The following is a 25,921-nucleotide window of genomic DNA, read 5'->3' as shown; positions in this document are numbered from 1 at the left end:
GGTTGATAGGCCAGATATGGAAGCATCGTAAGGTGTGGAGTTGACTGGTACTAATAGGCCGAGGGCTTGTCCTCAGTTGCTCGCGTCCACTGTGTTGGTTCTGAAGCCACGAACAGACCAACGGTTGTTTAGTGTTTCATAGTGTTTCGGTGGTTTTAGCGTTAGGGAAACGCCCGGTTACATTCCGAACCCGGAAGCTAAGCCTTTCAGCGCCGATGGTACTGCAGGGGGGACCCTGTGGGAGAGTAGGACGCCGCCGAACTCCTTTTGATAAAGCTCCGTTCCCCGAGATTCGTCTCGGGGAACGGAGCTTTTTTGCGTTTGTGTCCTATTGAGTCTGTGGTGGGGTGTTGAGTCGTTAGGTCACGTGACCTAGTCTCTGGGGTGTGGATGATGACCTTCAGTTAGACGTGACGGGTCCGGTGCTCGTTGTCGGCGGTTATGGGACCGTCGGCGGAGAGCTGGCGCGGCTTGCCGCTGCCTCGTGGCCGTTGGTGTTGACCGGGCGGACGCCCGAGCGGGGGCGGGGGCTGGCCGATGAGGTGGGGGCGGAGGTACGGCGTTGGGATCTGGCGGATCCGGAGCCGTTCTCGGCGAAGGTGCGGGCCGTGATCAGTGCGGTGAACGATCCGGCGGACCGGGTGCTGTCGGCGGCACTGCGGGGTGGGGTGCCGTATGTGGACATCACGCGGTGGACGGCGCGGATGCAGCGGGCCCTGGCGGTCGCCGCGGTCGATCCGCCGAAGGCGCCGGTGCTGTTGTCGTCGAGTTGGATGGGCGGGGTGAGCGCGCTGGTCGGGGCGGCGCTGGCGGCCGAGTTGGGCGGGGCGTCCGAGGCGCAGGTCGCGATCCGGTACGACCTGAAGGACCGGGCCGGCGCCGACTCGGTGGAGTTCATGGACCGGCTGGGGCTGGACTACGAGGTCACCGAGAGTGGCGAGCGGCGGATGGTCATGCCGTTGAGCGGCGCCGGGTTCGTGGAGATCGGTGGGCATCGGACGAAGGTGGCGCGGATCGACACGCCGGAGCAGTTCACCCTGCCGTTGGTGCTGGGGCTGGACACCGCGGTCACCCGGATCGGGTTCAGCGCGAACGCGTCGACGTCGTCGTTGCTGGCGTTGAAGAGGACCGGGTTCTTCCGGTGGGGGCGGGGCGCGAGGTTCGAGAAGGTGCGTCGGGCGATGCTGTACGCGCCGGGGGAGGGGGGCTGTGCGTTGCTGCGGATCGATGTGCGTGGGCGGGGCGGGGAGCGGCGTACCGCGGTGGTCAGGGATGACGCGGGGCAGGCTCATCTGACCGCGGTGGGTGGGCTGTTGGGGCTGCGGAGGGTGTTGGGGGCGGATGGTGCGGTGGCGCCGGATGGGGTGGCGTTTCCTGAGATGACGCCGGTGCCGGAGGGTGTGGTCGGTGCGTTGGAGAAGGCAGGGGTGGAGGTTGAGGTGTCATGAGTGAGGAGAAGGGCGGCGGTAGGCCGCAGTTGACGCGGCAGGGCAGCCTGCGGCGGACGAGTCTGCTGGACGCCGCGGAGGCCGTGCTGATCGCCAAGGGCAACGCGGAGGCGTCGCTGCGGGCCATCGCCGGTGAGGCGGGGGTGCGGGTCGGGCATCTCCAGCACTACTTCCCGACCCGGGCGGAGTTGGTGAAGGCAGTGCTGGAGCGGGCGTTGGAGCGTTCGCTGGAGCGGTTGGCGGAGATGACCGGGCTGCGGGTGCGGCAGGAAGACCCGCCGGCCGTCGACGGGGCGGAGGGGGGCCGGGTGGACGCCGCCGAGGTGGTGGCGGTGGTGCTGGCCGAGCAGGAGGATCCCCGGCTGGTCCGGCTGTATGTCGAGGTGTGGGCGCTGGCGGCGCGGGACGAGGACATCGCCGCGGTGGTCCGGGAGTTCTACCGGAAGTACGTGGCCCATGTGGAGGCGTTCGTGCGGCAGGGGCGGCCGGAGTGGTCCGCCGAGGTGTGCCGGGCGCGGGCCGAGACGTTTGTGGCGTTGGTCGAGGGGGCGGCCCTGATGCGGTCGGGGATCGCGGGAAGCCGGACGAGCGCGATGGATGAGCAACTCGTGCGTCAGGCGGTGGGGTTGCTCCGGGACTGACCGGCGATGAGGGCGGTGCCGGCGGGGAGCGTCAGGCCGAGGTGAAGTCCTGTGGCCAGCGGGCGCGGGCCTGTTCCTGGGAGCGCATGGTGGCCAGGGTCGGCAGGCCGCGGTCCTGGCCCGTCCGGAGGAGCTCCGGCAGGGCGGGCAGCGGGGCGAGCGCGGCGATGTCGTCCAGGACGAGGGTGAGTGGTGGGTCGAGCCGACCGGCGGATGACCGTTCGGCCATGCGGCGGCCGTGCTCGACCACGTGCGAGAGGAGTGCGGTGAGCAGGGGCATCGCACCCGGATCGGTGCGCGGGTCCTCCAGGGACTCGCCCACCAGGTAGAGCGTTCCCCCCTCGGCGACGAATGATTCAAGGGCGAGCGCATCGGATCGCAGCGGATTGCTGGCGTCGCGGAGGTGGACCGAGGAGAGTGCGGTGAGCGCGCGGCCGACCAACTCCTTTGCCATCTCGCGGCGTTCGGTGTGCGCGGTGAGCACCGACTCCAGTTCGCCGGCCTGGCCGCCGGACGCCTTGGGGTTGGTGCGCAGGATGCGGACCGGCTCCTGGGCGCCGCCGGCGGCGTGCGCCCAGCGGTGCAGCTGGCGGAACGGGCGGCCGTCCAGCGCGGCGGCGTGCAGCCAGCAGCGCAGCAGGGTCTGTGCGGCGTTCGCGAGGGCCGAGTCCAGGGAGCCGGCCGGGCGGACCGGAGCGAGCAGGGCGGCGGCCCGGGTGGTGGCGGTGGCGAGGTCCTCGCAGCCGGAGGTGGGCGACCAGCGCAGCCGGGCCGGGGTGTCGAGGCGGTGCGTGGGGTCGTAGGCCAGCACCGGGCCCAGCTTGGCGCGGGCGTCCTTGGTCTCGGCCCACAGGACGGGGTCGGTGGTGGCGACGACCAGGGGGCCGGGGGCGGCGGTGGCGGCGGCCAGTGCCGCGGCGCGGTGGGCGGACCGGTCGGTGCCGAACCGGAGCCGGGTCGCGGCCGGTTCGGGGGTCGGGGCGGCGGGTGCCGGGGACGCGGTGGCGGGCTGCTCGGGGAGCGGGGCGGTGGCCGCTGGTGGTGTCTGGGGGGCGGAGGGGGCCACCGCGGTCTGTGGCGCCACCGTGGAGTCCGGGGCCGCCGGGGTGTGCGGGGTGGCTGCCGGGACCTGCGGGGCGGGCGGCACGGCCGTCTCCGCGGGCGTCTGCGGCGTCGCGGGAGCCGGCTCCCTGCGCGGGCCGGGGTCGGCCCGCTGCGCCCGCTGCTGGGCCCGTCGCGCCGCTCGTACGGACCGGTACCGCGTCACCGTGCCCAGGGTGAAGATCGCCAGCACCAGCAGGAGCATCAGTTCGCCGACGAACAGGCCCCAGAACAGGCCGTAGCCGGACAGCTGGCCCTTCGGGGCCGCGGGCCAGGCTCCCGCGACGTCCTGCGGCGCGGCGACCAGGTGCGGCAGCGCCAGCGGCGTACCGCCGAACGTCACGCCGGTCGGCCAACTGCCGTGCGCCAGCAGCCCCGACAGGCCCGTCGCCGTCCACACCACCAGGGTCAGGCCGAGCAGGAAGCCGATCAGCCCGACCAGCAGCGCGTCGGGGATGCCCCGGCTCCTGGGGCGGCCGCCGCCGCGATCGTCGTCCCGGCCGGTGCCCCGGCCGTCGTAGGGACCGCGGCCGCGGCCGTCCGCCCGGCCGTAGCCGCGGTCGTATCCGTCCTCGTCGTATCCGCGCGTCACGCCACCGTCTCGCTCGACTCGTCCCGCAACTGCCGTTCCAGCGCGATGGCTTCGGCGCGCGCCTCGGCCTCGGCGTCCGCCGCCAGCGCGAGCGCGCGCGCCTCGTCCGTCGGCAGGGAGGCCGACTCGGTCATCGCCCGGTCGGTGTAGACCAGCGGGCGCTCGGCCTCGGTGATGAGGTGCTTGACCACCTGGACGTTGCCGTTGACGTCCCAGACGGCGATGCCCGGGGTCAGGGTTGGAATGATCTCCACCGCCCAGCGCGGCAGCCCCAGTACCTGGCCGGTGGCGCGCGCCTCGTCGGCCTTCTGGGCGTAGATGGTCCGGGTGGACGCCATCTTCAGGATCGCCGCGGCCTCCCGCGCGGCCGCCCCGTCCACCACGTCGCTGAGGTGGTGGACGACGGCCACGAACGACAGGCCCAGCCGGCGGCCGAACTTCAGCAGGCGCTGGAAGAGCTGGGCCACGAACGGGGAGTTGATGATGTGCCAGGCCTCTTCGACCAGGAAGATCCGCTTCTTGCGGTCCGGGCGGATCCAGGTGTGCTCCAGCCAGACGCCGACGATCGCCATGAGGATCGGCATCGCGATGGAGTTCCGGTCGATGTGCGAGAGGTCGAAGACGATCAGCGGCGCGTCCAGGTCGATACCGGCCGTGGTCGGGCCGTCGAACATGCCGCGCAGGTCGCCGTCGACCAGCCGGTCCAGCACCAGCGCCACGTCCAGGCCCCAGGCGCGGACGTCGTCTATGTCGACGTTCATCGCCTCCGCGGAGGCCGGCTCGGGGTGCCGGAGCTGCTCGACGATGTCGGAGAGCACCGGCTGCCGGGCGGGGCGGGGGGTGCGGCCGGCCTCGTCCGCGCGGGCGTCCGCCTCCTCGTACTGGCTGAGCACCGCCGCGTGCGCGACCTTCAGGGCGAAGCCGGCGCGCTCGTCCAGGCCGCGCCCCATGGCGACCTCGATGATCGTCCGGAGCAGCGCCAGCTGGCCGGTGGTGGTGATCGAGGGGTCGAGCGGGTTGAGCCGGATCCCGCCGTTGAGCGCGGCCGTCGGGTCCAGCCGGATGGGCGTTATCCCCAGCTCCTGGGCGATGAGGTTCCACTCGCCGACGCCGTCCTCGCCCTGTGCGTCGAGCACCACGACCTGCCGGTCGCGAAACCGCAGCTGCCGCAGCACATAGGTCTTCTCCAGCGCGGACTTGCCGTTGCCGGACTCGCCGAGCACCAGCCAGTGCGGTGCCGGGAGCTGCTGCCCGTAGAGCTGGAACGGGTCGTAGATGTAGCCCTTGCCGGAGTACACCTCGCGCCCGATGATCACGCCCGAGTCGCCGAGGCCGGGTGCCGCCGTCGGCAGGTAGACCGCCTGGGCCTGGCCGGTGGAGGTGCGTACGGGCAGCCGTGTCGTCTCCACCTTCCCGTACAGGAAGCTGGTGAAGGCTTCGGTGAGGGCACCGAGCGGATCGAACATGGCCATGACGTACGCGCCTCCCAGGGCTTAAGCGGCGTTGGCGGCGTTAGCGGCGGATACCGGTCGCGAACGGCAGGGTGTTCACGAACGCCCGGTGGTGCTCGCGGTCGCACCACTCCAGCTTGAGGTAGGACTTGCCCGCCGAGGCCCGGATGGTCCGCTTGTCGCGGGCCAGCGCCTCGGGCGAACGCGACGAGACGGTGAGGTAGCCGACGAGGTTGACGCCGGCCGCGCCGGACGCCAGGTCCTCGCCGCGCTGGTCCACCCGGCCGTGGTGCGCCACGTCCCGCGGGTCCACCACCCGGTTCATCTTCGCCGCGCGGCTGGCCTCGGCGTCGTCGTTGGTCTTCTCCGTCAGCATCCGCTCGATGGCCACCTCGGTGGGCTCCAGGTCCATGCAGACCGCGACCGTGCGGATCACGTCCGGGGTGTGGACCAGCAGCGGCGCGAGGAAGTTGACGCCCACCGGGGTCAGCGGCCACTCCTTGACCCAGGCGGTGGCGTGGCACCAGGGCGCCCGCGTCGAGGACTCCCGGGTCTTGGCCTGGAGGTACGTCGGCGCGGTCGCGTCCAGTTCGGCCGGCCAGGCGTTGCGCTGGCTCATCGCCTGGATGTGGTCGATGGGGTGGTCCGGGTCGTACATGGAGTGCACCAGGGAGGCCAGCCGGGCCTGCCCGAGGGGCTGGCGGACCCGGATGTCCGCCTCCGTCAGTCGGGCGCAGATGTCGGTCAGCTCACGGGCCATCACCACCGCCAGCCCGGCGTCCCGGTCCAGCTTGCGGCGGAGCAGCCCGCCGCGCTGGGCGGCCGCGGCCCGGGCCATGGTGACCGCCTCGGCGGCCAGCTCGCGGTTGTAGTGCATGCAGGCGACCAGATAGGCCCGGTGCTGCTCGGACGAGGTCGACACCATCGACTGCAACTGGTCGTAGGAATCCTGGAGCCAGCCCGGGGAGCCCGCGTCCCCGCGCTGGGCGACGTCCTTGGCGTGCGCGTCCGGGTCGGCGGGCAGCGTGCGCGCCAGCATCTGGAGCCGCGTCACGAAGCCGTCCCCGTTGGCGACGTGCTTGAGCAGCGTGCCGAACCGGTCGACCAGCGCCTCCTGGTCCTCGCTGTCCCGCAGGCCGACGCCCGGCCCCTCGATCTCGATCGCCGCGGTCACCGTCCGCCGGTCGGCGTGCAGCAGCACCGCGATCTCGTCCGGCCCGAACGGCGCCGACAGCCAACTGATCCGCCCGATGCCGGGCGGCGGCCCGATCTCCACTTCACTCCCGTCCAGCCGTACGCCGGCTTCGATGGCCGAGGAGCGGTACACCGCTCCTCCCTTGCGCACGGTTCGGCGGAAACTCCGCCGGATCTCGAACCACTTGTAGTACGTGCGCCCCCGGTACGGCACGTAGACCACGGCCAGCCCCAGCAGCGGGAAGCCCGTCAGCGAGGCGATCTTGAGCGGCAGCGAGTCCAGCAGCAGCCCGCACATCATCCCGAGGAACGCGCCGACGATGATCAGCGCGACCTCGCCGGTCTCCCGGTTCTTGCCGATGACGGCGTTGGGCCGGGCGCGGCCGATCAGATACGTGCGCCGCGGCGCGATCGACTGGGACGGTGTGCTCAACGTCCCTCACCTCCAGGGGTCTTGCCGGTGCCGGGCTTCGTCCGGGGGGCCGGTGCCGTCGCGGACGAGCGGGAGCCGTGGGCGGCGACCCCGCCGGCCACCGCGTCGGCCTGCCGGGACTGGCCGCCCGAGGAGCCGCCGTCGTCCCCGCCCGACCGGCGGGAACTGTGCGTCTTGATGCCCTGCGACACCAGTGCGGCGGGCGAGGAGATCATGGCGGCGGCCTGGCTGCCGTCGGTGGCCCGGCCCTTGCTCGTCCGGGCCGAGATCATCTCGTCCCCGAAGCCCGGTACGAAGCGGTAGATCACCGCGCTGGCGAAGATCGCCAGGATGATGATGGCGAGCCCGGACACCACGGCGGAGAAGGCGTTCGGCCCCTTGTCGCCGGAGAGCGCCCCGGCGACGCCGAGCACGATCACGATCACCGGTTTCACCAGGATCACCGCGATCATGATCCCGGCCCAGCGGCGGACGTGCCCCCACATGTTCTTGTCGACCAGCCCGGCGTACACCACGGTCCCCAGCAGCGCGCCGACGTACAGCAGCGCGGCCCGGATGACCAGTTCCAGCCACAGCACACCGGCGGCCAGCACGGACACCAGCGACACCACGATCAGCATGATCGGGCCGCCGCCGATGTCCGTCCCCTTGGTCAGCGCCTGCGAGAACCCCCCGAAGAACGCGTCGGTCTGCGCCCCCGTCCCCTTGGCGATGATCTCGGTGACGCCGTCGGTCGCCGACACCACCGTGTAGAGGATCAACGGCGTGAACGCGGAGGCCAGCACCGTCAGCCACAGGAACCCGACCGCCTCGCTGATCGCCTCCGTGAGCCGCACGCCCCGCACGGCCCGCTTGGCGACGGCGAGCAGCCACAGTACGAGCGTGAGCACCGTGGACGCGGCGAAGACCACCGCGTACTGCCGCAGGAACGCGGAGTTGGTGAAGTCCACCTGGGAGGTGGCCTTCACGGCGTCCGACAGCTTGTCGACGATCCAGGCGGCGGCTTTGGCGCAGCCCTTGGCGAGGGAGCCGAGGGGGTCGAGGGGGTTGTTGTCGAGGGGGTTGTCCGTCGGCAGTTTGGGGCCGCTGCCGGTGCCGGCCTTGTCGCCGTTCTCGCAGAACTGCTTGGCCGCGCCGGGGACGAGGTCGCAGGTGTCCCCGGAGGGCTTCGGACTGGGGTCGGCGAAGGCCCGGGTCGCGAAGAGGACCGCCCAGGTTTGCAGGGCCACCACCACGGACACGCGGGACAGCGTGCGCCGACCGAGCGGATTACCGGGCATAGGTGAAACCTCCGTACCCTGCGACCGCTCCCGCGATCTCCTTCGCGCCGGACGCGGGGACGTCACCGCTGACCGGCGCCGGACCGTTCTTCTGCGTGTAGCTGAGCGTCTTCCAGTCGTCGCCGGTCCAGGTCAGCTTCATGGTGAAGGTGCCCCAGTTCGTGGTGACCGGACGGGTGGAGCCCTCGCCGGCCAGGCCCAGCAGGCCGGTGCACCACACCTCGACGGTCGCCTCGGAGGCGGAGAAGGCCGTGGTCTTGGTGCCGACCGGGATGGTGCGGTAGACGAACGTCATCCCCGCCGGGGCGGTGCCGTCCGCCTTCAGCCCGGCGTTCTTGAAGAACTGCGGGGAGTAGAGGCTGTCGAGCTTGCCCTGGACGGTCTCGACGGCCGACGGCGCCATGACGGTGCCGACGACCTGGTGCCGCTGGTCGCGGTTGAACATGGCGCTGGAGCTCAGCGCCACCACATAGTTGGCCGCCGCTGACTGGGCCCCCTGTTCGGTCTTCGGGAAGCCGGAGGCGATGCTTCCGGTCTTGCCGGTGACCGGCTTGGTGCCGGTGGGGGCGGTCGGCTGGGCCGCGGCCTGGTCCGTGGTGGAGCCGGAAGAGCCGGTGTCCGTCTCGCTGTTGCCGCTGCCGCCGCGGTTGGCGAAGGCGATGGCCGCGATCAGCAGGACGACCACGCCGACGACCGTGATGAGGTTGCGGCTGGAGAGGGTGGACCGGGTGCGGCGGGGCGTTCCGTAGGTGTCGCTCTCGCTGTCGGGGAGTCTGGTCCTGGTCTGGCCGGTGCGGCCGTCGCCGTAGCCCCCGTCGTCGCCGATACTCATCGCGCCTGTGCCCCCTCTGCCGCCATCGCCGCCGCCCTCGCCGTCCGTGCCGTTGGTGTGCCGCCTTCATATGACCGTAGCCGCGTGGGCGGCGGCTCGGGTGAAGTGGTACGAGTACATCTCACCGTGACGGTTCCTCAGTTGCTGGGCGGCAGGGGCGAATGGGGGACTCTGGGCGGTTTGTGCCCCTCGTCCGTCCGGCGCCCGCCGCGGCGGCCTGCTGGTCTCCGGAACCACCTGTCCCCGCGACGCGGGCAGCCCAATCGGCCCGCTGGTGACGGGCATGGGCGCGGCGCGGCTCAGGGCCCCGCGAACCAGGGTGAGTGGGCGTCAGCATGGGGCCTCGGGCAGGGGGTGGGACTCGTGGGGGTACGGAAGGGCACGGCAGGGCGGAGGGGGACGGGCGGGGGCGCACACGGGGCGGCGCCGGGACGCGCGCGTGCCGACGTGCGCGGTGTGCCGGCCGGCGGGGGCGGGCAGGGATCAGGGATGGTGAGCGCGCCGCCGGGCGCCCGGGTCGGCCCGCGGCCGGACGTCGGGCCGCCGGACCGTGCGCGCCGCTAGACGGCCATGCCGTAGACGATGGTGAACAGCGTGCCCAGTGAGCCGATGATGAAGACCCCGGTGAGGCCGGCCACGATCAGGCCCTTGCCCTGCTCGGCGCTGAAGGTGTCGCGCAGCGCGGTGGCGCCGATGCGCTGCTTGGCGGCGCCCCAGATGGCGATGCCGAGGCAGATCAGGATCGCCACGGCCATGATGACCTGGACCATCACACGAGCCTCGTTACCCAGGGTGCCGAACGGCCCCCAGTCCGGGGCGATTCCGCCGATGATGGTGGTGATGTCGCCCTTTTGGGCTGCAATGAACATGTGTGAACTCACCGCCCCTTCATGGATAGTTGGCTGGTCGTGCCGCACGGCACGGTTGCAGTCTCTATCTTCGCCGACAAAGACGCCATCGGATGTCGACTCGGCGGCTTTCTTCGACGGATCTGGTGGAAAGTCGTGCGCGCGGCACGCATCACGACCCGTCAGTTCCCTCTGTTCCACCGTGTGTATCACGGGCGATAACGCCGGGCAATGACTGTCGGGGGCCGTCAGGGGCGGTGAACGACCGTACGGGGAGCGCGGGCGGGGCCCCGGGGCGGTGTGCCGGGTGTATGCGGTGTGTACTGGTGGGGAGCGGGCCGGTGGGGGCCGGCGGACCGGTGGGGCGGCGGTCAACGACGGTGACGGAACGTGGATGTGACGCGAATCGCACACCGTTCGAAGCGCCCCGTGCGCCGGTCCGTGCGCCGTGATGCGGCGGGAACGCGCACAGAGGCCGGAGAAGGGGCTGTGAACCGGGCCTGAATGGGGGAGGGTTGTGGGGTGCGGAAATTCTGGGTGGCCAGCGGGCTCGGGGTGGGGCTGATGCTCTGCCTGGTCGGGCTGCTTGTGATCGGTACGTACGGGGCGGCGGCCGGGCTGGCGGGGGCCACCGGCCGGGCGGTCGGGCTGGCCAAGGGCGCGGTGCCGGCCGCGTACCAGTCGCTGGTGCAGAAGTGGGGCACGCTCTGCCCGGCCATCAGTCCGGCGCTGCTCGCGGCGCAGCTCTATCAGGAGAGCGGCTGGAACCCGCACGCGCAGAGCCCCGCTGACGCCCGCGGCATAGCGCAGTTCATCCCCGGGACCTGGGCCACCCACGGCATCGACGGCAACGGCGACGGCAAGAAGGACATCTGGGACCCGGAGGACGCGATCCCCTCCGCCGCCTCCTACGACTGCGAACTGGCCCGCTATGTGAAGGACGCGCCGGGCGACGCCACCGCGAACATGCTCGCCGCGTACAACGCCGGTGCGTACCGGGTCATCCAGTACAACGGGGTGCCGCCGTACGGCGAGACGCAGAACTACGTGAAGACCATCACGACGCTGGCCAAGAGCTTCGAGGCGCCGATCGCCCCGGTGGCGCCCTCCCGGCAGGCCGCGGCCGCCATCTACTACGCCCAGGAGAAGCTCGGCACGCCCTACCTGTGGGGCGGCAACGGCACCGCGGACCAGGGCGGCCGGTTCGACTGCTCCGGGCTGACCAAGGCCGCGTACGAGTCGGTGCACATAGGGCTGCCGCGGGTGGCCAACGACCAGTGGAACGCCGGCCCGCACCCGAAGCGGGACGAACTCCTCCCCGGCGACCTGGTGTTCTTCGCCAACGATCTGAACGACCCGCGGTCCATCCACCACGTGGGCATCTACGTGGGCGGCGGGTACATGATCAACGCTCCGTACACCGGGGCGGTGATCCGCTTCGACAAGATCGATACGCCCGACTACATCGGCGCCACCCGCGTGACGTCCGATGGCGCAAAAGCGCTCCCCACGGGGAAGGACGGTTGACCGTCATCCTGAACTGCGATGAGGTGTCAAGCTTCGATAACGTCCTGGTGATCATCCCGTGGAGGGTGGAACGCCGGCGGGCGGCAGTGCGTTCCCCCGGCGTGGGAACGTATGCGCCCTCCCGGCGGCACGCGCTTCACGGCCACACGGATCGGCAACGGGGGTTGGTAGCACGTAGGCGGCGCTCATGCGCGCAGAAGATTAAGGGGCCACGGTAGATGGCTGGACTCGCATTCGAGGGGCCGAACCCCGACGTCGACGTGCTCGACGGCATCAACGGCCTCGCGAAGGGCGCCCCGCAGTGGGTGAACCGTGCGATGGAGTTCCTCGGTGAGTACGGCATCGTCGCCGCCCTCGCGGTGCTGTGCCTGGTCGCCTGGTGGACCGCCCGCCGCCGGCACGAGGGGGGGCCGGCCGCGATCGCCGGGCTGGTCTGGGCGCCGCTGGCCGCCGGGCTGGCGCTGCTGGTCAACGTCCCGATCCGCGGGTTCGTCGAGCGGCCGCGGCCGTTCAAGGACCATGCCGGCCTCGCGGTGCTGATCCCGGGGAAGACGGACTTCTCGTTCGTCAGCGACCACGCCACGCTCACCATGGCCGTCGGCGTCGGGCTCTTCGTCGCGCACCGCCGCTTCGGGCTGGTCGGCATCGGGCTGGCGCTGCTCGAAGGCTTCTGCCGGGTCTACCTGGGCGTCCACTACCCGACCGACGTGGTCGGCGGGTTCGCCCTCGGCACCGCCGTCGCGCTGCTGCTGGCGCCGCTCGCGCAGGCGGTGCTGGTGCCGCTGATGACGGCCGTCGGCCGGTCGCCGGTGGCATGGCTGGTGCGGGCACCGGGGCGGCCGGCGGAGCCGGCGGCGGCCGCGCGCGGCGCGGAGCCGCGGCCGGGTCCGGTGGTGACCGCCGAGCCGGCGCCGTGCCGCCTCGACGAGCGGGACAAGGACCTGGCGGCCTGACGGTCCGACGGTTTGACGGCCGGGCGGTCTGACGGAGCGTAGGGCGATGGCCCGGCCCCCCTTTGCGGGAGGGCCGGGCCATCGCCGTTCGGTAGGCGCTTCCGGCGGGTCAGAGGGCCTGCGCGAAGGTGCTGAACAGCCGCTGCGGGTCGTAGGTCTGCTTGACCTTGTCGAGGCGGGCGGCGGCCGTCCCGTAGTAGGCGGACTTCCAGTCGGACAGGCCGGGGTCGGTGTAGTTCTGGTAGGCGGCGCCCGAGGAGTGGCGGTGCATCGCGCCGTGGAAGCCGTTCAGCCAGGCGGTGCGGGTGGCGCCGGAACCGCCGGCCGGCCAGGAGGCCAGGTACTGGGCGAGGAAGCGCGAGTTGCGGTGGACGAAGGCGGTGTCGCCGGCGCCCACGCGGTTGATGGCGCCGCCCAGCGCGGTGAGCGCGACGTTGCCGGTGACGCCCTTGCGGCCGCCGGCCTCGATCTGGGCGAGCAGGGTCTGGATGCCGGCCGCGGTCAGCGGGCGGTCGAAGAAGTGCGAGCGGGCGGCGTAGGTCTCCCGGCCCAGCGCCCCCTCGCCGGTGTGGCCGGGCAGCGTGCCCGGCATATGGCACTGGGCGGTGGACTTCTTCGAGCAGCCCGCGTACGCCTCCATCGCGTCCAGGTAGCCGATCGGGGTGAGGCTGACGTGGGTGGCCGGGCCGGGGCCGCCGGGCTGGTCGGCGAGCTTGTCCACGGCGTTTTGGAGGTCGTGGTAGCTGCCGAGGGAGAAGGCCGCGACGGAGACGGCCGGGGTGTTGCCGGGGCGGGCGTCGAAGTGGGCGGCGGACCATATCTCGTCGGCCTGGCTCGGGCCCCACTTCTGCCAGGAGCCCAGCACCGCCGCGGCCTTGGCCCACGGCCAGGTCATGTACGCCATCACCGCGCGGGGCGCCGGGTGGGTGCGGAAGCGGAGTTCGGTGACCACGCCGAAGTTGCCGTTGCCGGCGCCGCGCAGCGCCCAGAAGAGGTCGGGGTGGTGGCCGGCGTCGCAGTCGACGGTCTTGCCGTCCGCGGTGACGACGGTGGCGCCGACCAGGCTGTCGCAGGTCAGCCCGTACGCCCGGGAGACCACGCCGTGGCCGCCGCCGAGCGTCAGGCCGGATATCCCGACGGTGGGGCAGGAGCCGCCGGGGAGCGTGACGCCGTGCGGGGCCAGCCCCTCGTAGACGTCGATGAGCTTGGCGCCGGCGCCGATCCGGGTGGTGCCGCCGGACGGCGCGCCGACCTTGTCGAGCGCCGAGACGTCGATGACGAGCTTGCCGTTGCCGCTGGAGAAGCCCGCGTAGGAGTGGCCGCCGCTGCGGATGGCGAGCGGGGCGTTGTAACGGCGGGCGAAGGCCAGGCACTCGGCGATGTCGCCGGGGTGCTTGACGTAGGCGATGGCGGACGGCTTCAGGTCGTCGAAGCGGGTGTTGTAGAGCCGTCGGGCGGCGGCGTAGGAGGCGTCGGACGCGCGTATCAGATCGCCGTCCAGGCCCTTGCCGAGCGCGTTCCAGGCGGCCTGCGGGGCGGAGCTCCTGGCGGAGGCCGCGGTGCTCATGGCGCTCCCGGTCCCGCTCCCGGTCCCGCCGCCGGCGGACGCCGCGGCCGAGCCGCCGCCCGGCTCGTCGCAGCCGGTCGCCAGGGCGAGCGAGGTGGCCGCGAGTCCGCCGCCGGCCATCAGGAGTGTGCGCCGCTTCACTGGGATGAGTCCCCCTTGTTGTCGTACGGTCCGGCCCCGGTCCGTCCGGTGGTCCGGCCGGTGGTCGCGGGGCATGTGCGGGGGCGCCGCACGGGGCGGGCCCGGCCGGTGCACTCCGTGTGCCGGTGCCGTCCGGTAACGCGGGTGAAGTCCGTTGCCCAGTAGTGCTGTTGCGTCCCTTACTCCTCAGATGCCGCACGGGGTGTGCGGGTTCCCGGAACGGACGGAGTCATTCCACGGGACGTCAGGGCGCGGGGTCGTGGGCCCCGCGCGCGTCGGCCAGGTGGCGCTCGGCGTCGGTGCGCGCCTGGGAGCGGGCGCGGCGGGCCATCCCGGTCCAGCCGCAGTCGCAGCGGGCCAGGCAGAAGGAGCCGCGCTCGGAGGTGGAGGTGCGGTGCACGGGGTCTTCAGGCACCCGTCCACGCTACGCGCCCCACGTGGCGCCCCCGTGACGGGGCCCCGGCACGGTCGTTGAACGGATCGGTCGACGCACCGTCGGACGAGCCGGCGGCGGAACGTCCGACCGTCCCGAGCGGACCGGCCGGCCCAGGCGGTCCCGAACACGAGCGACTGAGGGGGCTCGTACGCATGGTGGTGCAGGACAGGCGAGGCGGCGCGGTCGCCGCGGCCGTGGCGTGCGGGACGGGTCTGGTGGCGGGACTGCTGGCGACGACGGGCTGTTCACCGGACGGTGCCGCGGCGAACGACCAGGTGGAGCCCGGGCGGGCGGCGGCCGCGGTGGAGGTGCGGCGCAGCGCCGAGGAGTTGGTCCGGGCGGGCACCGCCAGGGTGCGGACGGCGGTGGAGACGGTCAGCGGCGGGACGCGGGTGGCGATCCGGGGCACCGGGGGCTATGACTTCGCGGCCGGCAGCGGGCAGTTGCGGGTGGTGCTGCCGGATCTGAAGGGCCGGCCCAGCGGGGGCAGCCAGCCGATCACCGAAATCCTGGCGCCCGGCGCGCTGTTCATGAAGAACCGCGGGGCGGGGGTGCCGGCCGACAAGTGGGTACGGGTGGACACCGCGGCGCTCTCCGACGGCAATCTGGTCACCGGCGGGGCGACCGATCCGCTGGCCGCCGCCGAACTGCTGCGCGGCGCACGGGAGGTGACGTTCCAGGGGGCGGAGCGGCTGGACGGGGTGGCGGTGCGGCACTACCGCGGGACGACCGACCTGGTCGCGGCCGCCGCGGCGGCGTCGGCGCGGAACCGGCCCGTGCTGATGGCGGCGGAAAAAGGGTTCACCACCGCGGTGGTGCCGTTCGACGCGTATCTGGACGACGCCGGCCGGCTGCGCAAGGTCTGCGAGCGGTTCCGGTTCGCCAACGGGGCGCCGAAGGGAGCGGCGGTGACCTCCACGACCGTGCTGTACGGATTCGGCGCCGAGGTCGTGGTGCGGCTGCCGGACCGGCGCGACATCTACACCGGGAAGATCGCCTCGGAGACGTCGTAGGCCGCCGTTCCGGGGCGCGGCCGTGCGGTCCGGGCCGAGGCGGAAATGGTCCTTCCGTGTCATGTGCGGGGCGGGCGGCCCTCCCTACTCTGGCGTTAACCACCGCGGCGTGGGAAGGCGTTCAAAGGGAGGAGGTGTCGGACGTGCCCGCCCATCGCCATCCGACCGTTCATGATCAGGTGGCCCTCGCCGAGATCGATCTCACCGGCGAGCTGATGATCGCGGCCGCGGCCGCGAGCGAGGACCGGCTGAGCACCGACCGGATCGACGAACTCCTGCACGTGGCCGGGGCCCCGCGGGGCGACGGCGCCGACCGGGAGGCGCCGGGCCCGCGTTGACCCGCCGGGGACGGCCTTCGCCCCCTCCGTCAGCTCCGCAGCATCCGCTCGATCGCCTTGGTCGCCTCCTGGACCTTGGCGTCGATGGCCTCGGGGCCCTTGGCGGCGGCGTCGGCGACGCAGTGCCGCAGGTGCTCCTCCAGCAGTTGGAGGCCGAACGACTGGAGGCCCTTCGTGCTCGCCGAGACCTGGGTGAGTATGTCGATGCAGTAGACGTCCTCTTCGAGCATGCGCTGGAGACCGCGGATCTGACCCTCGATCCGGCGCAGTCGCTTGATGTGTGCGTCCTTTTGCTTGGCGTAGCCGTGGCCGCCCGGCGCGGAATTTTCCGCAGCGGTATCGGTCACAGCCCCGAGCCCGTCATGGGGGGCGGATTTCGGCTGGGGGCCGTGGCAGGCCGCGGCGGCTGCGGTGCTGCCGCTGGTGTCCGCTTCCGTGGTCGTCATGGCCATCTCCCGTGGTATTGAGGCGATCCGTATACCCCCGGCGGGTATATGGTAACGAAGTTTGCGGGCGTGTGTGATACCCCGTGCAGAGCATGCTGCCCGATGGGCGACACTGAAGGAATGCCGGTTAGCAGGGTTAGCTGTGGCTGGATGATGCGCCTAGCATCAAGTCGACCGAATCCGATGTACCCCGAGGATTTCACGTGCGCTTTCGTCTGACCCCCAGGGAGACGAGCTTCTACGACATGTTCGCGGCATCCGCGGACAACATCGTCACAGGCTCCAAACTCCTGATGGAACTGCTCGGGGCGGACGCTTCCGCACGGGCCGAGATCGCCGAACGGATGCGGGCGGCCGAGCACGCCGGGGACGACGCGACGCACGCGATCTTCCACCAGCTGAACTCCTCGTTCATCACGCCCTTCGACCGCGAGGACATCTACACCCTCGCCTCGTCGCTCGACGACATCATGGACTTCATGGAGGAGGCCGTCGATCTGGTCGTCCTCTACAAGATCGAGGAACTCCCCAAGGGCATCGAGCAGCAGATCGAGGTGCTGGCGCGGGCGGCCGAGCTGACCGCCGAGGCGATGCCGAACCTCCGCACGATGGCCAACCTCACCGAGTACTGGATCGAGGTCAACCGTCTGGAGAACCAGGCCGACCAGATCCACCGCAAGCTGCTCGCCCACCTCTTCAACGGCAAGTACGACGCCATCGAGGTGCTCAAGCTCAAGCAGATCGTGGACATCCTGGAGGAGGCGGCGGACGCTTTCGAGCACGTCGCCAACACGGTCGAGACCATCGCGGTCAAGGAGTCCTGACCCTTACGCCATGGACACCTTCGCGCTCATCGTGACCATTGCGGTCGCGCTCGGTTTCACCTATACCAACGGCTTCCACGACTCGGCCAACGCGATCGCGACCTCGGTCTCCACCCGGGCGCTGACCCCGCGGGCCGCGCTGGCGATGGCGGCCGTGATGAACCTCGCCGGTGCCTTCCTCGGCAGCGGCGTCGCCAAGACGGTCAGCGAGGGGCTGATCGCAACTCCGCACGGCGGCAAGGGGATGGGCATCCTCTTCGCCGCGCTGCTCGGCGCGGTGGTCTGGAACCTCGTCACCTGGTACTTCGGTCTCCCGTCGTCCTCCTCGCACGCGCTGTTCGGCGGCATGGTCGGCGCCGCGCTCGCCGGTGGGACGCAGGTGATCTGGTCCGGGGTGGTCGAGAAGGTCGTCCTGCCGATGTTCATCTCGCCCGTCATCGGGCTGGTGCTCGGCTATCTCGTGATGGTCGTCATCCTCTGGCTGTTCCGGAAGGCCAACCCGCACAAGGCGAAGCGGGGCTTCCGCATAGCGCAGACCATCTCGGCGGCGGGCATGGCGCTCGGGCACGGTCTCCAGGACGCCCAGAAGACCATGGGTGTCGTGGTGATGGCCCTGGTCATCGCCGACGTCGAGAAGGCCGACGACGCCATTCCGCTGTGGGTCAAGCTGGCCTGCGCGATCACCATGTCGCTCGGCACCTACGCGGGCGGCTGGCGCATCATGCGGACGCTGGGCCGGCGGATCATCGAGCTGGACCCGCCGCAGGGCTTCGCCGCGGAGACCACCTCCGCCTCGGTGATGTACCTGGCGTCCTTCATGTTCCACGCGCCGATCTCCACCACCCACGTCATCACCGCCTCGATCATGGGCGTCGGCTCGACCAAGCGCCCGCGCGCGGTGCGCTGGGGCGTGGCCAAGAACATCGTGATGGGCTGGTTCATCACCATGCCGGCCGCCGCGGTCGTCGCCGGCCTGGTCTTCTGGCTGATCAAGCTGGCCTTCGGCTGACGGCCGGGAGCCGGTACGACGGTTGAAAGGGCCCGCCCCCTCCTCGGGGGCGGGCCCTTCGTCCTGCGGTGGCACCGCCATGCAGCACCGCGGGACATCGGGGGCGGCCGGGCGGGAGCGTGCCGCCTAGCCGAAGCGGCCGGAGATGTAGTCCTCGGTGGCCTGGACCGACGGGTTGGAGAAGATCCGCTCGGTCTCGTCGATCTCGATCAGCTTGCCGGGCTTGCCGACGGCCGCCAGGTTGAAGAACGCCGTGCGGTCCGAGACCCGCGCGGCCTGCTGCATGTTGTGCGTGACGATGACGATCGTGAAGCGCTCCTTGAGCTCCCCGATGAGGTCCTCGATGGCGAGGGTGGAGATCGGGTCGAGCGCGGAGCAGGGCTCGTCCATCAGCAGCACCTGCGGCTCGACCGCGATGGCGCGGGCGATGCACAGCCGCTGCTGCTGACCGCCGGACAGGCCCGAGCCGGGCTTGTGCAGCCGGTCCTTGACCTCGTTCCAGAGGTTGGCGCCCTTGAGGGACTTCTCGACGATCTCCTTGAGCTGGCTCTTCTTGTGGCTGCCGTTGAGCCGCAGGCCCGCCGCGACGTTGTCGAAGATCGACATCGTGGGGAACGGGTTGGGGCGCTGGAAGACCATGCCGACCGTGCGCCGGACGGCCACCGGGTCGACGCCCGGGCCGTAGAGGTTCTCGTCGTCCAGCATCACCTTGCCCTCGACGCGGCCGCCGGGGGTGACCTCGTGCATCCGGTTCAGGGTGCGCAGGAAGGTCGACTTGCCGCAGCCGGACGGGCCGATGAAGGCGGTCACCGAGCGCGGCTCGATGGTCATGGAGATGTCGTCGATGGCCTTGTGGGCGCCGTAGTACGCGTTCAGGCCGCTGACGTCTATTCGCTTGGCCATGTCAATCACTGCTTCTTTCTGCCGCGGCTCGGTCAGCGGCCGGGCTCGCTGGATGGTCGGACTTCGCTTCGCTTCCGCTGCGGCCGGGTGCCGTGCCCTCGTTCCTCGGGCGCGCCCCCCAGCCTCCGCTGCAGCTCAGTTCGTCCTCCGCGGGGCCTTCCAGCGGGCGATGCCGCGGGCCACCAGGTTCAGGACCATGACGAAGGCGATCAGCACGAGTGCCGCGGCCCAGGCCCGGTCGTAGGAGGCGTCGGAGCCCTGCTGCCACTGCTGGAAGACGTAGAGGGGCAGGGACTGCTGGGCGCCTTCGAAGGGGTTGTTGTTGATCGTCTTGGCGCCCCACACCAGCAGCAGGACCGGGGCGGTCTCGCCGGTGATCCGGGCGACGGCCAGCATCACGCCGGTGGTGATGCCGCCGATCGAGGTGGGCAGGACGACCTTGAGGATGGTGCGCCACTTCGGGACGCCGAGGGCCAGGGACGCCTCGCGCAGTTCGTTCGGGACGAGCTTGAGCATCTCCTCGGTGGAGCGCACCACGACCGGCATCATCAGGATCGCCAGCGCCATCGCGCCGGCGAAGCCGGACGGGCCGAAGCCGAGGATCAGGATCCACACGGAGAGGACGAACAGGCCGGCGACGATCGAGGGGATACCGGTCATCACGTCGACGAAGAAGGTGATGACCTTCGCGAGCGCGCCGCGGCCGTACTCGACGAGGTAGATCGCGGTCAGCAGGCCGAGCGGGGCGGCGATCAGGGCCGCCAGGCCCACCTGCTCCAGGGTGCCGATGATCGCGTGGTAGACGCCGCCGCCGGGCATCGCGTCGGGGAGCGTGCCCATGGAGTGCGACAGGAAGTAGCCGTCCAGGACCTTGGAGCCGCGGGCGGCGGTCTCCCACAGCAGCGAGGCCAGCGGCACCACGGCGAGCAGGAAGGCGGTCCACACCATGCTGGTGGCGAGCCGGTCCTTGGCCTGGCGGATGCCCTCGACGGCCGTGGTCAGCCCGAACGTCGCGACGATGAAGAGCAGCGCGGCGATCAGGCCCCACTGGACCGTGGAGTCCAGGCCGGCGGCGAGGCCGATGCCGCAGCCGGCGGCGACGGCGACCAGGGCGAGGACCGGCAGCGTCCAGCGGGGGAGCCGGGACTGCTTCAGGGCGAGCGGGGCGGGCGGCTCGGCGACCTTGCGGTGGCGGTGGCTGGTGGCGACGGTCATGAGGAGGCCCCCGAGTACTCCTTGCGGCGGGCGATGATCAGCCGGGCGGCGCCGTTGACGAGCAGGGTGATCACGAAGAGGACGAGGCCGGAGGCGATCAGGGCGTCCTGGCCGAAGGTGTCGGCCTCGCTGAACTTGCTGGCGATGTTCTGGGCGAAGGTGCCGCCGCCCGGGTCCAGCAGGCTGGCGTTGATCAGGAAGCTGGGGGAGAGGACCGTGGCGACCGCCATCGTCTCGCCCAGCGCGCGGCCCAGGCCGAGCATGGAGGCGCTGATGACGCCGGAGCGGCCGAAGGGGAGCACCGACATCCGGATGACTTCCCAGCGGGTGGCGCCGAGGGCCAGCGCGGCCTCCTCGTGCATCCGCGGGACCTGGAGGAAGACCTCCCGGCTGACGCTCGTCACGATCGGCAGGATCATGATCGCCAGCAGGATGCCGACGGTGAACAGCGAGCGGGCGGCCCCGTCGCTGTAGCTGAAGATCCCGGTCCAGCCGAGGACGTCGTCCAGCCAGCCGTAGAGGCCGCTCAGGTGCGGGACGAGGAAGAGCGCGCCCCACAGGCCGTAGACGATGCTGGGGACGGCGGCGAGCAGGTCGATGACGTAGCCCAGCGGCGAGGCCAGCTTGCGCGGCGCGTAGTGCGAGATGAACAGCGCGATGCCGACCGCGACCGGGACCGCGATGAGCATCGCGATCACCGAGCTGGCGACGGTGCCGAAGGCGAGCACCGCGATGCCGAACTTGGGCTCGGTGCCGGTGGCGTTCCAGTCGAAGGTGGTGAAGAAGTTGGCCTTGTCGCCGGATATGGCGAGGACCGAGCGGTAGGTGAGGAAGGCCGCGATGGCGGCCATGATCACCAGCAGGGCTATCCCGGAACCCCGGGAGAGCCCGAGGAATATGCGGTCACCGGGGCGGACCGCCCTGCCGGAGACCGGGCTGGGGGGCGGTGGCGGTGGGGTGACGGTGTCGGGTGTCGAGTAATCCATGGGTTTCTCCGGTCTGCGGAGCCCACGGGGCTCCTGCGCGGCGGTGCACCGGACGGGCGGTGGCCGGGCTGCACGGCCCGGTCACCGCCCGGTGGGTCAGGAGAGCGTGGCGACGGTCTTGCGGACCTTGTCGGCGATCTCGGTCGGGAGCGGGGCGTAGCCGAGGGCCTTCAGGGCGTCCTGGCCGTCCTTGCTGGCGACGTAGGTGAGGAAGGACTTGGTGGCCGGCAGGGTGTCGGCCTTGTTGCCCTTGTCGCAGACGATCTCGTTGGTCACCAGGGTGATCGGGTAGGCGCCCTCGGCCTTGGTGGTGTAGTTGAGCTTCAGCGCCAGGTCGTTGCCCTGGCCGGCCGGCTGGGCCTCGGCGATCGCCTTGGAGGCGTTGTCGACGGTGGCCTCGACCGGGGCCGTGGCGCCGGTGCTGATCTTGACCGTCGGGATCTTGCCGGCGGTGGCGTAGGACAGCTCGAAGTAGGAGATCGCGCCGCTGGTCTGCTTGACCTGCGAGGAGACGCCGGCCGAGCCGGACGCCGCCTGGCCGCCGGTGCCCTCCCACTTCTTCGCCGGCTCGTGCTTCCAGGCACCACCGGAGGCGGCCTTGAGGTACTTGGTGAAGTTGTCGGTGGTGCCGGAGTCGTCGGAGCGGTGGAACGCCTGGATCTTGAGGTCCGGGAGCTTGGCGCCCGGGTTGAGCTTCTTGATCGCCTCGTCGTTCCAGTTGGTGATCTGCGAGTCGAAGATCTTCGCCAGGGTCGGCGCGTCGAGGACCAGACCGTCCACACCGGGGACGTTGTAGCCGACCGCGACCGGGCCGCCGACCATCGGCAGGTCGATCGCCTCGCCGCCCTTGCAGACGGTCTTCGACTTGGCGATCTCCTCGGGCTTGAGCGGGGAGTCGGAGCCGGCGAAGGCGGTCTGGCCCTGGAGGAAGGTGGTGACACCGGCGCCGGAGCCGGTGGGCTGGTAGTTGATCTCGGTGCCCTGGCAGGCGCCGGCGTAGTTCTGCACCCAGACGTCCATGGCGTTCTTCTGCGCCGAGGAGCCGGAGGCGAGCAGCTTGCCCTTGCCGTCGCACTTGATGTTGGCGGCCTTGGCGGAACTGCTGCCACCGGGGCCCCCGCTGGTGTTGTCGGAGCCGCACGCGGAAAGGGCCAGGGCACCGGAGACGGCGAGAGCGCCAACGGCGAGGGCGCGAACCCGGTTCTTGCGCTGAAGCTTCACTGTCGAGAGTTCCTTCCTGGTGCGCGCCGTTTCCTCGGCGTGCGGGTGAGGGCGTGGTGGGCGGCGTCGCCGGTGGCGTGCCGCCGCACTCGGTACGGCTGAAATTAGGCAGATCAGATGAAGCAGCCGACGGCCCGGAGTGAACGCACGGTGAACCTCGGCCGTCGGCTGCGTGCGGCACGGACCGGCGCGGCGGTCGCCTCGGGGGCGTCCGCACGGGCGGGGGCGGCGCCCCGGAGCGTGGAATTCCGGCCCTGGCCACCGCGAGGCGCGTCGTCGCTCTGTTGGATTACCGGCTGGTATGGCAGCATCCGCGCCGAAGCACGCACCCGAATCGGTGCGGAACGACCGGAGGTGACTGGTGGGGAGCCAGGGGGCACAGCAGGGCGTTCGGGACGTGTCGGGGGAGCGGGGCGTACGGGGTGTACGGGGCGGCCGGTCGGCGCTCTGCACCGCGGTGGTGCTCTGCGCGACGGGGTTGCTCGGCGGGACGGCGACGGCGGCGCAGCGGACGCCGGCGCCGACGCCGGCCCCCGATGCCGACGCGCGCCACCTCGACGAGGTGCGCAAGGAGATCGAGGGGCTCTACCGCACGGCGGAGCGGGCCACCGAGGAGTACAACGCCGCCGAGGAGCAGGTCCAGCTCCAGCAGAAGAAGATCGTCGAATTGGCCCGCACCATCGACACCGCACAGCGCAGACTGGCCGTTCTCAAACGGCAGGCCGGGGCGCTGGCCAGCGCCCAATACCGCACCGGTGGAATTCCCCCCGAGCTGAAACTGGTGCTCAACGCCGATCCGGGGGCCTTTCTCGCCGGTGCCGATCTGACCCGCAAAGGACAGCAGGCCGTCAAGGGCGTGATCAGCCAACTCACGCATCTCAAAACGGACTTGGAGGGCTACGCCGACGACGCCAGCCACCGCTGGGAGCGACTGGAGGCCAACCGCAAGAAGAAGGACGCCGCACGCAAGGAGATCAACGACAAGATCGACGCGGCGAAAACACTGGAATCCCGGTTGGCCACCAAGGAAAAGGCGCGACTGCGGAAACTGGAGGACGACCAGGCGCTGCTGGCCCAACAGAAATGGCTCGACTCCGGCGCGCTCAAAGAGATCACCGGAAAAGCCTCCGAGCAGGGCAAGAAGGCGATTTCGTACGCCACTTCGCAGATCGGTAAGGATTACGTCTGGGGCGCGGTGGGACCGGACACCTTCGACTGCTCGGGGCTCACCCTGCGGTCCTGGCAGGCCGCCGGCCGCACCATTCCGCGCACCTCGCAGGAGCAGTGGCGGCAACTGCCCCGGGTGGCGCTCAAGGATATGCGCCCGGGCGACCTCGTCATCTATTTCTCGGACGCCAGCCACGTCGGGCTGTACGTCGGCGACGGTGCGATCGTGCACGCCCCGCGCCCGGGCCGGCAGGTGACCGTCGCGGGCGCCGGCTCGATGCCGATCCTGGGGGTCGTCCGACCGGACGGAGAACGCACCGGCTGACCCGCAACGGAAGGGTGCGAGGGCGGCACGGAGTGATTCTGGACATTCGCCGGCCGCCCATTCCGCGTCGCGTTCCGTGTCGTGCGGGCGGAATCGGCGGCGTTACCGGAGGTCGCCGCGCGACCGGATGGGGCAAATTCCTCCGGGATCGGTCACGGGCGGCACAAAGCTGTCCATCCGTAGCGATCCGGTAGCGGAATGCGCTCGATCGGGGTGATGTTCGTCATTCCCCTTCCGGGCGCCGCAGGTGAAATGGCTTATCAGCCCTGGCATATGACGAAGGCCGCGCACCAAAGGGCATTCCGCGCCCGGCGGTCCGGACGCTATGGTCGCCATTCGATCCCCGGTAGCGCCCGCTCACCCGACCGACGAGCGAGGTCGAGCCGGGCCCGGTGGAGTGCCGGTCGGCACGCCACCGCACCCCTCGGGGGGAGGGAAGGAAGCAGACCGATGCCCGTACCCGTACCGCACCGGCGGACGGCCGTGCTGCCGCACCAGGCAGGACCGGTGGACGCGGGCTGCGCGGAAACCGTCCGCGCGGCCGCCGCCGGCATGCCGGCGCACGGGGGCTGCCACGGGGCTTCCCGCGCGCCGCAGGGCGCGCCCCACGCGCCCGCCACTTCCGCTCCGCTGCCCCGGGACCTTCCGGAGGCCGAGCTTCCGCGGCCGCCGGCGGACCGTCGACTTCCGGCCGAACGGACTGCTGCCCGCCCGTCGCCCGGTCATGCGCCCGCCGGCGGGAACGGCACCGTGGCGTCCGCCACACCGCAGGACCCCGCGGCCGACCACGCCGCCTTTGTGGAGCCGGCGCCGCAGCCGCCCGCCCAGGGACTCACCCTGCTTCTCATCGGCGAGGACCCGAACAGCCACGTCCCGGAGATGTGGGACTGGGCCGGCCGCAAGGTCCGGGTGCGCACCGCCCGCAACCTCACCGAGGCCGGGCGGCTGCTCACCGACGACGTGGACTGCATCCTGCTCGACCTCACCCCGGCCGAACCGGCCGGCCGCGAGGACCGCGAGGAGGCCGGGACCGGCGACGAACTGGCCGCGCTGAGGGCCGTCCTGCGCATGGCGCCCGCGCAGGCGGTGCTCGTCCTGACCTGCGAGACGGACGCCGAACGGGCCGCCGACGCGGTGCGGGTGGGTGCCCAGGACTACCTCTTCCGCGACGAGCTGGACGGCAAGGTGCTCAGCCGCGCGGTGCGCTACGCCGTGGCGCGCAAGCGCGCCGACTTCGCCCAGCGCCAGCTCACCGAGTCCCGGCTGCGCGCCCAGGAGAACGCGCGCCTGGAGCGCGGCCTGCTGCCCACGCCGCTGCTCGACGGCTCGGAACTGCGCTTCGCGGCCTGCTACCGGCCCGGCCGCAGCCGCGCCCTGCTCGGCGGCGACTTCTACGACACCGTCCGCACCTCGGACGGCACCGTGCACGCGATGATCGGCGACGTCTGCGGCCACGGCCCCGACGAGGCCGCGCTCGGCGTCGAACTGCGCATCGCCTGGCGCGCCCTGACCTTCGCCGGGCTCTACGGCGACGAGCTGCTGGCCACGCTCCAGAAGGTGCTGGAGAACGAGCGCGCCGACGACGAGATCTTCGCGACGCTGTGCACCGTCGACATCTCCGAGGACGGCCACCGGGCCGGAGTGTGCCTGGCCGGCCACCCCGCGCCCCTGCTGGCCCGCGCCGGGCAGCGCCCGGAGCTGCTGCCGTACGAGTTCGGCGGCCCGGCGCTCGGGCTGCTGCCGGAGGCCCGCTGGGAGCGCCGCCAGATCGAGCTGGGCGCCGCCTGGAGCCTGATGATGTACACCGACGGTCTGATCGAGGGCCGTATCGGCGAGGGCACCCAGCGCCTGGGCCAGGAGGGCATGACCGAGCTCGTCACCCGTCAGATGGCCGGCGGCCTCCAGGGCGAGGAGCTGCTGGAGGCGTCGGTGCGCGAGGTGCGCGCCCTCAACGGCGGGGAGCTCACGGACGATGTGGCGGTACTGCTGCTGGACCGGCGGTAGCCGGCGGGGCCGGGGCCAGGTCGGGG

At 71.4% G+C, this 25,921-nt stretch carries 23 protein-coding genes and 1 rRNA gene; 11 read left to right on the top strand and 13 right to left on the bottom strand.

Features of this window, described 5'->3' with window-relative positions; all coding sequences use genetic code 11:
- Positions 1–145 precede the first annotated feature (145 nt).
- From rrf to ACIQE0_RS05430, 3 genes are all read left to right on the top strand, one after another.
- A 5S ribosomal RNA gene (rrf, locus tag ACIQE0_RS05440) occupies positions 146–262 on the top strand.
- 124 nt (positions 263–386) lie between these two features.
- Positions 387–1,448 carry a saccharopine dehydrogenase gene (locus ACIQE0_RS05435; protein WP_402329221.1) on the top strand — a complete coding sequence of 354 codons (1,062 nt, stop codon included), beginning with the start codon at positions 387–389 and terminating at the stop codon, positions 1,446–1,448.
- On the top strand, positions 1,445–2,089 hold the full coding sequence (locus ACIQE0_RS05430) for a TetR/AcrR family transcriptional regulator (protein WP_402329219.1): 645 nt from the start codon (positions 1,445–1,447) through the stop codon (positions 2,087–2,089). Before ACIQE0_RS05435 ends, ACIQE0_RS05430 begins: the two co-directional genes overlap by 4 nt.
- Before the next feature lie 31 nt (positions 2,090–2,120).
- Here the strand turns inward: ACIQE0_RS05430 and ACIQE0_RS05425 are convergent, their stop codons facing one another.
- The 6 genes from ACIQE0_RS05425 to ACIQE0_RS05400 all read right to left on the bottom strand — a co-directional run bounded on the left by ACIQE0_RS05425 (position 2,121) and on the right by ACIQE0_RS05400 (position 9,841).
- The gene (locus tag ACIQE0_RS05425) at positions 2,121–3,782 is read right to left on the bottom strand and encodes a type VI secretion protein (RefSeq protein WP_402329217.1); all 1,662 of its coding nucleotides are present in this window, start codon (positions 3,780–3,782) and stop codon (positions 2,121–2,123) included.
- Positions 3,779–5,248, bottom strand: coding sequence for an ATP-binding protein (locus ACIQE0_RS05420; protein WP_366332376.1), 1,470 nt, complete (start codon positions 5,246–5,248; stop codon positions 3,779–3,781). The genes ACIQE0_RS05425 and ACIQE0_RS05420 overlap by 4 nt, the downstream gene beginning before the upstream one ends.
- Before the next feature lie 46 nt (positions 5,249–5,294).
- Positions 5,295–6,860 carry an SCO6880 family protein gene (locus ACIQE0_RS05415; protein WP_366332241.1) on the bottom strand — a complete coding sequence of 522 codons (1,566 nt, stop codon included), beginning with the start codon at positions 6,858–6,860 and terminating at the stop codon, positions 5,295–5,297.
- Positions 6,857–8,140 (bottom strand): hypothetical protein, encoded by a 1,284-nt coding sequence (locus ACIQE0_RS05410; RefSeq protein WP_402329215.1) that lies wholly within the window; start codon positions 8,138–8,140, stop codon positions 6,857–6,859. Before ACIQE0_RS05410 ends, ACIQE0_RS05415 begins: the two co-directional genes overlap by 4 nt.
- Positions 8,130–8,972, bottom strand: coding sequence for a hypothetical protein (locus ACIQE0_RS05405; protein WP_402329213.1), 843 nt, complete (start codon positions 8,970–8,972; stop codon positions 8,130–8,132). Before ACIQE0_RS05405 ends, ACIQE0_RS05410 begins: the two co-directional genes overlap by 11 nt.
- Positions 8,973–9,532: 560 nt before the next feature.
- Positions 9,533–9,841 carry a hypothetical protein gene (locus ACIQE0_RS05400; protein ID WP_366332244.1) on the bottom strand — a complete coding sequence of 103 codons (309 nt, stop codon included), beginning with the start codon at positions 9,839–9,841 and terminating at the stop codon, positions 9,533–9,535.
- Positions 9,842–10,342: 501 nt separating this feature from the next.
- Between ACIQE0_RS05400 and ACIQE0_RS05395 the strand changes: the two genes are divergently transcribed.
- Together ACIQE0_RS05395 and ACIQE0_RS05390 are read left to right on the top strand one after the other, a co-directional pair.
- Positions 10,343–11,347 (top strand): bifunctional lytic transglycosylase/C40 family peptidase, encoded by a 1,005-nt coding sequence (locus ACIQE0_RS05395; protein ID WP_366332245.1) that lies wholly within the window; start codon positions 10,343–10,345, stop codon positions 11,345–11,347.
- A 218-nt stretch (positions 11,348–11,565) separates the two neighbouring features.
- Entirely contained in the window at positions 11,566–12,300 is a 735-nt protein-coding gene (locus ACIQE0_RS05390; RefSeq protein WP_402329210.1) for a phosphatase PAP2 family protein, read from the top strand.
- A gap of 109 nt (positions 12,301–12,409) precedes the next feature.
- On the opposite strand, the gene ACIQE0_RS05385 is transcribed toward ACIQE0_RS05390, so the two are convergent.
- A complete protein-coding gene (locus tag ACIQE0_RS05385; protein ID WP_402329208.1) occupies positions 12,410–14,008 on the bottom strand; it encodes an FAD-binding oxidoreductase in 1,599 nt (532 codons plus the stop codon).
- A 244-nt stretch (positions 14,009–14,252) separates the two neighbouring features.
- Positions 14,253–14,423 carry a hypothetical protein gene (locus tag ACIQE0_RS05380; RefSeq protein WP_366332248.1) on the bottom strand — a complete coding sequence of 57 codons (171 nt, stop codon included), beginning with the start codon at positions 14,421–14,423 and terminating at the stop codon, positions 14,253–14,255.
- Positions 14,424–14,596: 173 nt separating this feature from the next.
- Here ACIQE0_RS05380 and ACIQE0_RS05375 point away from each other — a divergent pair, with 173 nt between their 5' ends.
- Both ACIQE0_RS05375 and ACIQE0_RS05370 read left to right on the top strand, forming a co-directional pair.
- Positions 14,597–15,457: a hypothetical protein gene (locus tag ACIQE0_RS05375; protein ID WP_366332249.1), complete on the top strand. Its 861-nt coding sequence runs from the start codon at positions 14,597–14,599 to the stop codon at positions 15,455–15,457.
- Between the two features lie 134 nt (positions 15,458–15,591).
- Entirely contained in the window at positions 15,592–15,795 is a 204-nt protein-coding gene (locus ACIQE0_RS05370; RefSeq protein ID WP_366332250.1) for a hypothetical protein, read from the top strand.
- 29 nt (positions 15,796–15,824) lie between these two features.
- Here ACIQE0_RS05370 and ACIQE0_RS05365 read toward each other — a convergent pair whose 3' ends face one another.
- Complete coding sequence (locus ACIQE0_RS05365) at positions 15,825–16,241, bottom strand: metal-sensitive transcriptional regulator (RefSeq protein ID WP_366332251.1); 417 nt, start codon at positions 16,239–16,241, stop codon at positions 15,825–15,827.
- 203 nt (positions 16,242–16,444) lie between these two features.
- On the opposite strand from ACIQE0_RS05365, the gene ACIQE0_RS05360 reads away from it, so the two are divergent.
- Both ACIQE0_RS05360 and ACIQE0_RS05355 read left to right on the top strand, forming a co-directional pair.
- Positions 16,445–17,065 (top strand): DUF47 family protein, encoded by a 621-nt coding sequence (locus ACIQE0_RS05360; RefSeq protein ID WP_366332252.1) that lies wholly within the window; start codon positions 16,445–16,447, stop codon positions 17,063–17,065.
- Positions 17,066–17,075: 10 nt separating this feature from the next.
- A complete protein-coding gene (locus ACIQE0_RS05355) occupies positions 17,076–18,074 on the top strand; it encodes an inorganic phosphate transporter (RefSeq protein ID WP_366332253.1) in 999 nt (332 codons plus the stop codon).
- A 126-nt stretch (positions 18,075–18,200) separates the two neighbouring features.
- On the opposite strand, the gene pstB is transcribed toward ACIQE0_RS05355, so the two are convergent.
- From pstB to pstS, 4 genes are all read right to left on the bottom strand, one after another.
- On the bottom strand, positions 18,201–18,977 hold the full coding sequence (gene pstB, locus ACIQE0_RS05350) for a phosphate ABC transporter ATP-binding protein PstB (RefSeq protein ID WP_366332254.1): 777 nt from the start codon (positions 18,975–18,977) through the stop codon (positions 18,201–18,203).
- Between the two features lie 135 nt (positions 18,978–19,112).
- The gene (gene pstA, locus ACIQE0_RS05345) at positions 19,113–20,192 is read right to left on the bottom strand and encodes a phosphate ABC transporter permease PstA (RefSeq protein ID WP_366332255.1); all 1,080 of its coding nucleotides are present in this window, start codon (positions 20,190–20,192) and stop codon (positions 19,113–19,115) included.
- On the bottom strand, positions 20,189–21,178 hold the full coding sequence (gene pstC / locus ACIQE0_RS05340) for a phosphate ABC transporter permease subunit PstC (RefSeq protein WP_402329203.1): 990 nt from the start codon (positions 21,176–21,178) through the stop codon (positions 20,189–20,191). Before pstC ends, pstA begins: the two co-directional genes overlap by 4 nt.
- 96 nt (positions 21,179–21,274) lie before the next feature.
- Positions 21,275–22,399 (bottom strand): phosphate ABC transporter substrate-binding protein PstS, encoded by a 1,125-nt coding sequence (pstS, locus tag ACIQE0_RS05335; RefSeq protein ID WP_402329201.1) that lies wholly within the window; start codon positions 22,397–22,399, stop codon positions 21,275–21,277.
- Positions 22,400–22,760: 361 nt separating this feature from the next.
- Between pstS and ACIQE0_RS05330 the strand changes: the two genes are divergently transcribed.
- A complete protein-coding gene (locus ACIQE0_RS05330; protein ID WP_402329199.1) occupies positions 22,761–23,891 on the top strand; it encodes an NlpC/P60 family protein in 1,131 nt (376 codons plus the stop codon).
- A 450-nt stretch (positions 23,892–24,341) separates the two neighbouring features.
- Positions 24,342–25,895 (top strand): SpoIIE family protein phosphatase, encoded by a 1,554-nt coding sequence (locus tag ACIQE0_RS05325; RefSeq protein ID WP_402329197.1) that lies wholly within the window; start codon positions 24,342–24,344, stop codon positions 25,893–25,895.
- The last annotated feature ends 26 nt before the right edge of the window (positions 25,896–25,921 follow it).

This window comes from Streptomyces sp. NPDC093097 (assembly GCF_044754325.1).
Classification (GTDB): Bacteria; Actinomycetota; Actinomycetes; order Streptomycetales; family Streptomycetaceae; genus Streptomyces.
The sequence above is the reverse complement of the archived record's forward strand: the minus strand, read 5'-3'. Positions and strand labels throughout refer to the sequence as shown.

Bases quoted from the DNA above. Each gene is read 5' to 3' on its own strand.
- ACIQE0_RS05390 (WP_402329210.1), top strand. From the start codon at position 11,566: ATGGCTGGACTCGCATTCGAGGGGCCGAACCCCGACGTCGACGTGCTC.
- ACIQE0_RS05430 (WP_402329219.1), top strand. From the start codon at position 1,445: ATGAGTGAGGAGAAGGGCGGCGGTAGGCCGCAGTTGACGCGGCAGGGC.
- ACIQE0_RS05400 (WP_366332244.1), bottom strand. From the start codon at position 9,841: ATGTTCATTGCAGCCCAAAAGGGCGACATCACCACCATCATCGGCGGA.
- pstC (WP_402329203.1), bottom strand. From the start codon at position 21,178: ATGGATTACTCGACACCCGACACCGTCACCCCACCGCCACCGCCCCCC.
- pstA (WP_366332255.1), bottom strand. From the start codon at position 20,192: ATGACCGTCGCCACCAGCCACCGCCACCGCAAGGTCGCCGAGCCGCCC.
- ACIQE0_RS05405 (WP_402329213.1), bottom strand. From the start codon at position 8,972: ATGAGTATCGGCGACGACGGGGGCTACGGCGACGGCCGCACCGGCCAG.
- ACIQE0_RS05410 (WP_402329215.1), bottom strand. From the start codon at position 8,140: ATGCCCGGTAATCCGCTCGGTCGGCGCACGCTGTCCCGCGTGTCCGTG.
- pstB (WP_366332254.1), bottom strand. From the start codon at position 18,977: ATGGCCAAGCGAATAGACGTCAGCGGCCTGAACGCGTACTACGGCGCC.
- ACIQE0_RS05325 (WP_402329197.1), top strand. From the start codon at position 24,342: ATGCCCGTACCCGTACCGCACCGGCGGACGGCCGTGCTGCCGCACCAG.
- ACIQE0_RS05355 (WP_366332253.1), top strand. From the start codon at position 17,076: ATGGACACCTTCGCGCTCATCGTGACCATTGCGGTCGCGCTCGGTTTC.
- ACIQE0_RS05365 (WP_366332251.1), bottom strand. From the start codon at position 16,241: ATGACGACCACGGAAGCGGACACCAGCGGCAGCACCGCAGCCGCCGCG.
- ACIQE0_RS05420 (WP_366332376.1), bottom strand. From the start codon at position 5,248: ATGTTCGATCCGCTCGGTGCCCTCACCGAAGCCTTCACCAGCTTCCTG.
- ACIQE0_RS05375 (WP_366332249.1), top strand. From the start codon at position 14,597: ATGGTGGTGCAGGACAGGCGAGGCGGCGCGGTCGCCGCGGCCGTGGCG.